Origin of the sequence: Marinilabilia rubra, from assembly GCF_003121985.1 — a bacterium.
GTDB classification, from domain to species: domain Bacteria; phylum Bacteroidota; class Bacteroidia; order Bacteroidales; family Marinilabiliaceae; genus Marinilabilia; species Marinilabilia rubra.
Genome location: NZ_QEWP01000038.1, coordinates 1 through 6,216, shown reverse-complemented (window position 1 = coordinate 6,216; position 6,216 = coordinate 1). Strand labels below are relative to the sequence as shown.

Genomic DNA, 6,216 nt, shown 5'->3' with positions numbered 1-6,216 from the left:
TCCAAAAATACGGAAATGAATCAACTGTTTCCCATGGTTTAAGGAACCGCCGTATACGAGACCCGTACGTACGGTGGTGTGAGAGGCTCTCCGCTAGGCTAATGGCCTAGCGGCAGTCTACTCGATTACCGCCTGGTGTTCATTCATTTAAGTCATTTTTCTTTCAATTTGCTACTACTTTCATGTCTATTGTGCGTTGGGGTAGGCAAGCTCTTTGGCTGGTTTTGGTCGTGCGGATGGCTTTTTGAGCGACCAGCCAATGTGCTTGACTACGAAGCGTGGGCTTGTCATTTCATATCTTTTAATATTTCAATTAATTCTCCAACTGATTTTGCTCCGTCAAGTCTTGCATTGTTGAATGCCATAAAATATCTATAATTGTCACCTGCTTTACTTGCCCATTTTTCACCAAGTCGCAGTTTCTTTAAACTATCAGAATTATCTAAATGGTCTCCTTTTGTTTCAATTAATATTATTTTCCCATTTTTCATTTTTACTATAAAATCAGGGTAATGATTAATAAATCCATTTAGTTGAAATCCTTTCCCTCTTTCTAAATTTCGATGCCAAAATACTACACTGTCAAGATTTGCTACTTCATTTATCACTTTGCGCTCAAAATCATTCATTTCTCCTTCTTCAACATAAAGGTTTTTAGTTATTCCTTGTAAGGTGTTTTTAGGACTAATCTTTTGGGGAAATTCGAAAGAATCCTGACAGACTACTGTTCCTTTATCTAACAGAGTAACAAATTGCTTTTCAGCGTATTTGTCGGTGAGTGAATTGATTTTGGATTTTATCAAAGTTGAGAAATAATACTCATCGTGTGCGATTTCAGCAATTTTCTCACTGTTTAAATCTTTAATTGAGTTTTTTATGTATTGAATTATTTGGGGCTCGGGAATTTCATCATTCCGTTTTACTTGTTGTGCAAGCCGTCCAGCTAATTGATTGATTTTTCCTTCTGGTGACAATGAAGAAATATATTGTACAAAAGCTTCTTTTACTTCATTTGTCACTTTCCTATATTCGGGAACATATTCATCTTTCCTACCTTCAACCAAATCAATGCTTGCCATTTCAGAGGATGTTCTTGTAAAATCAATATTGTGGTCTTCCTTGCTTAAATCGAATCCATCAAGCAACAAGTTTTTAGATAAAGGCAAATAAGTACCTTCGGTTTCAAAAAATGAATTTTGGTTAACTTTCTTAAAAAATGCTGGCAATCTTACCTCTTTTACTTCATCTTTAAATACTTCCTTAACTGGATATGTTTTCACTTTGTCCATTAATTCTGCTGGTATTAGACTATCTTCTTTTTCAATTTCTTCGATTTTCTTTTCAAACTCTTGATTCGTATTACGAGCTAAATCAATAATTTCATCAAGTTTTTCGTGGCTCTGTTCAGATGTTTCTAATTGTTTTAGGCTTTCAACATCAATTTCAGGGTCTTGATTTTCAGGTTGAGTTTCTGAATTTTCCTCTGTGTCCTGTTGTGACTGTGAGAACATACTCTCAAAACTGCCTTGTTCAACTTTATTTTGTTCTACCTGAATTTGAGTTTCTTTTACTCGGTAATCTTTTGAACTAAAACCAGACTTGTTTAGAGCATGTACTATTTTATCAAGAGTTGCCAAAAAATTATTTGATGATGTAAAGACATAAGAATAATTTAAAAGCTCTTGTTTGTGTTTTGATACATAAGGTAGGCGAAGAACACGACCTAATATTTGTTCCACATCAACCGCTGAAGATTTATTAGCCAATGATGCCAAAACATAAGCAAATGGACAATCCCATCCTTCTTTTAATGCGTTAACTGTGATTATAAAACGGACTTCACAATCACGGCTCATTAAATCTTCGTTTTTTATTTCGTCTTTAACGGCTGTTTTTATTTTGATTTGGTTTTCGGGAATACCAATCTCTATGAGTTGCTCTTTTATTTTTTCAAAAGTAACATTGTCATTGTCTGTTTTTGGTTGAGCCTGAAATAGAACGATAGGACGAATATATTTCCCTCCATTTTCTTCTTCGGTTTTTGCTTTATCCTCTAACGTCTTTTGAAGCTGAATTGCACTTGTTATTACTTCGTTTGAGTCTTGGTGGTTATAAACAATTACTGGTAATTTTACCATATTGTTCTTTTTTAACCTGATAGCATCAACAAAACTTATGATGTTACTTTTATTACGAGGTGTGGCAGTTAAATCGAAAATAAAACTTGGATTGATACTGTTAAGCATATCAATTCTCAAATCAGCCTCAAAGTTGTGGCTTTCGTCAATAATTACAACAGGGTTTAATTGTGCCAAAACCTGTATTAAAGCGGTTTCATCTGCTCCCTCAATCATTTTATCAGGGAACTTATAAGTCTTTGAAAATTCTGTTAAATTCTCATTTTCACGATAAACACGGCGACCATCTTTATTATTAGCTGCAAAAGATTGAACACTTAAAACAAGAATACTTAATTGCTCTTTTACTTCTACAGGATTAAAACCATGTCCAAATAGCAATGATTCTTTATCATAAACTTTTACTGCACTTCCAAAATGACTATCAATTTTTTGTCTATACGGGTGAGTTGGGTCATTTAGGTTTTTATACGTCTGTTTTAAGATAGTGTCTGAAGGGACAAACCAAACAGCCACTTTGGGTTTATCTGGCGGAAAACTTTCAAATATCGGTTTTAATGCATTACAGGCAATAAAAGTTTTACCACCTGCAGTTGGAACTTTTACTGTTACCCTTGGTACACCCTTGATAGCGTTATCGTAAGGTTTGAGAAAATTGTCATCTAAAGTTTGAAGGGAAATACCTTTACTTTCCCAAAATCGTGAAAATGCAATATTGAGTTGCTCGGTTTTTTCGAGTTCATCGATAAACGCAGATAAATCGTTAATTACTTCCTGTTGATATTGTTTAAGTTCCATAATTAGAATCTCTTTATGTCTCTTGGTATTTTCTTAAAGATTATGTTTTTCGCCAACATATACTCTTTGTCGAGGTGGCAAGTGTCGGCATAAATTAAATACTGCTCTGCTTTTTCAGTTACAATATTTAAGGTGTCCAAACTCAATGTAGTTAATCGGTCTTTTTCGTAATAGAAATAATATCCCGTTTCATTGTAAGTATCGAGTAAATATTTATGCTCGGGTGATTGCACTCTTTCAAGATGTTGTTTAGTCTCAGTGTAATAAATGTACTCCCTTATTTTTGCTTCACCAACATCTTCATTTAGGTTTTTGTCGTCTTTGAAAATCGGGTCGCCAATTTCTAAATAATCAAAACTTCCTCCCAAACTCTCAACTTGGTTTTTACCATTACCATAACCAGATATTACTCTTTTAACACGTGTTGCAGTAACCTTCTCACAAATATTTACAACTTCTCCTTTTTTATCATATTCATCGCACTGTATTAAGATAAATTTTCTGTTTCCTTCGTCTTCTTTATTCAACTTTAAAACTGCATGTGCCGTTGTACCAGAACCAGCAAAGGAGTCTAAAACAATAGAATCTTTTTCAGTGAACCAATCAACTATATCTGTTGCAAATAAATATGGTTTGGGATTTTCTAAATTAATCCCAATTTTTCTTTGAAATTCATCATCGTTACCACCAAACCCAATGTAAGAACTAATACTTTCAAACATATTTTCCTTTAAAAAATACTTACGTCTTGGCTGTGTGCTTTCGTCATTTCCGAAAACTATTCTATTTGAATTAAGTAATTCATCCATACTTGAATCAGGAAATCTCCATCCTTTAGCAGGAACAGGGCATTCTTTCTTTGTTATCGGATGTATTAAGGGTCTATGCGAACGTGTTTCGGGTTTATCTGGAGCTGCCATTGAAACGGTTTGAAAAACATCGCCATTTTCATCTATAAACTTGTATGCTTTTTCACCACCACTAAAATTTTGACCTTTTAGCCATAGTGCAAACTCTGTATTTACAGTTTGCAAGTCATAGATAAATTTATATTTATCAAACATTGATTTGTTTAACTTGTATTTTTTACAAATCTGTAGAATATCTTCAGGATACGATTCTTTACCAATTTTAGCATAAACTCTCTTAGAGAATTCTAATATTTTTTTTGCATTCTTTTTTTTACGTCTTAATTTGTCTTTAACAATATCAGAGTTTTTACTAAAAACAATTATGCTTTCATGTTGATATGATATTTTGTTTGCTAAACCTTTAGGATTCTTTTTGTCCCAAATAATACTTCCTAAATTATTTTTCTTTCCAAAAATTTCCTCAAATAATATTACAAGAGTATGATATTCATTTTCATCAATATGAACTGCAATAATCCCATCCTCTTTTAACAACTTATAAAGTAGTTGTATGCGTGGGTACATCATACACAACCATTTGTCATGCCTGGTTAAATCTTCGCCCTCTTTACCAACAACATCTCCAAGCCATTTTAAAATTTTAGGATGATTAACGCTGTCATTATAAACCCAGTCTTCTTTTCCAGTGTTATAGGGTGGGTCAATATAGATGAATTTTATTTGATTTTCATATTCAGGTAGAAGACTTTTAAGACCTTCAAGATTATCTCCATGTATGATTTTATTTCCGCATTTTGTCGGTTGCTCTTGCTCTTCATTTTCAGCTGTAAATCCGTATTTGTGTTCAAATACTCTGTATGGAACATCTTGATGATGACTTACAACTTTATCTTTTCCTATCCAGTTTAATGTTGGCATATCTTAATAATCCGTCTGTAAATTAAAAAACCCAAAGATACAATTATCAGAGGGTGCGTCGGCAAAAAAACAGCTCTTTTGCAAGCTGAAGCATCGGCTTGTGTGCAGGAGCTTGCAAATGTGCTGTTTTGTGCGCGGGCTGTTCATTATTTTGTTTTTCTTCTTCTTCTTCTTCTTTGTCTTTTAGTAGCAAATTGTCTGTTCGTTTCGGTCTTTACACTTGGCGGTAACGTCCCGGCTATATGCACCTGGCCCGTGGCTTTCAGACCAGCTGAGACTTTATCAGCTTGAACGCATGGGAGAGGTTAAAACAAAACCTTCAATATGCTGTGACTGCCACGGCTGGGGTATATAGCTTTGTTGTGTGGTCGTTTTATTTTTCAGTTTCAATCAATTTTATCCAATAATATGGAAAGGCTATATTCACTTCTATATTCGTATTAGATATTTCAAATCCATTTGGGATACCCGCAAACTTCGTCTTCTTGATTCTTGGATTTATATTTGTTGTTTCCATTTCAAACACACGCTCTCCTTTTGACATTGAGCAAAATGATAATTTATTGTTAGATAGCAATAATCGCCCTCTGAGCGAGTTATTTTCCGAATCCCTGTAAATTGCAAAATCACTTATTGAATTTTTATTATCAATATCACAACCTGTTTTCTTCTCAAGTCTTTTAAATCTCAAATAGGATTGGGTTCCAATTACCATGGTCCCAATCGGTATTGATATTAGAATTGATCTCACCAAATCCTGAATTGCAAATGATTGGTCTTTAACTGAATTTGTTAAAGATAATAGCAACCCAATAAATAGTCCAAAACCAATTCCATAGATAATAAACCTGGAACGAAAAATAAATCGACTTGGGACTACATAACCAGTAAACAATCTTGATAATACACCACCCAATAATCCCAGCACGATTAGAGCTGCAATTGATAAGTTAGAATAATCAAAGTAAATACTCAACAATAAGTACATTCCAATTGTAAATACTGTCAATTTTAATATTTTAATGTATTTATTCATGCTATTTCTTTTGGAGATTTAAATTGTTAAAATGGTTTAATTTACATATGAAAATGGTTTGCTATATTCACAATCAAGTTAATTTGTTTCTGTTCTTCAATATTTTAAAATCTAAGTCATTTTTTCCATTCAAAAAAAAGATAAACAACAAATTGTAAAAACCTTTTAATGAGCAGGTCTAATCCCCGTTATTTGTCTTTATATGCCACACAACGGCGGCAATATGCAAAGTTGGGGATTACGGAGCGATTCACTATCAAGCTACACGGCGCTTGCTGCGAGCAACATCCCTTGAATAACCTATGAAACCCCAATTTTGTATATTGCATGTGTGTGCCCTGCATGAGCAGCAGCGCACCCACACTGGAAGTTCTTGAAAAAGATTAAAAATACAAATCTTTTTCAAGGAACCATAAAGTGCGGGGTGATTTTATCCAGAGGGTGTAAGTCCCTT

At 33.8% G+C, this 6,216-nt stretch carries 4 protein-coding genes; all 4 read right to left on the bottom strand.

Annotated elements, in window-relative coordinates:
- Positions 1-287 precede the first annotated feature (287 nt).
- Positions 288-2,936: a DEAD/DEAH box helicase gene (locus tag DDZ16_RS20405; protein ID WP_109266338.1), complete on the bottom strand. Its 2,649-nt coding sequence runs from the start codon at positions 2,934-2,936 to the stop codon at positions 288-290.
- Between the two features lie 2 nt (positions 2,937-2,938).
- A complete protein-coding gene (locus DDZ16_RS20400; protein ID WP_109266337.1) occupies positions 2,939-4,726 on the bottom strand; it encodes a site-specific DNA-methyltransferase in 1,788 nt (595 codons plus the stop codon).
- 46 nt (positions 4,727-4,772) lie between these two features.
- Positions 4,773-4,919 carry a hypothetical protein gene (locus DDZ16_RS20815; protein ID WP_158275725.1) on the bottom strand — a complete coding sequence of 49 codons (147 nt, stop codon included), beginning with the start codon at positions 4,917-4,919 and terminating at the stop codon, positions 4,773-4,775.
- Positions 4,920-5,099: 180 nt separating this feature from the next.
- A complete protein-coding gene (locus tag DDZ16_RS20395) occupies positions 5,100-5,762 on the bottom strand; it encodes a hypothetical protein (protein WP_109266336.1) in 663 nt (220 codons plus the stop codon).
- Between the last annotated feature and the right edge of the window lie 454 nt (positions 5,763-6,216).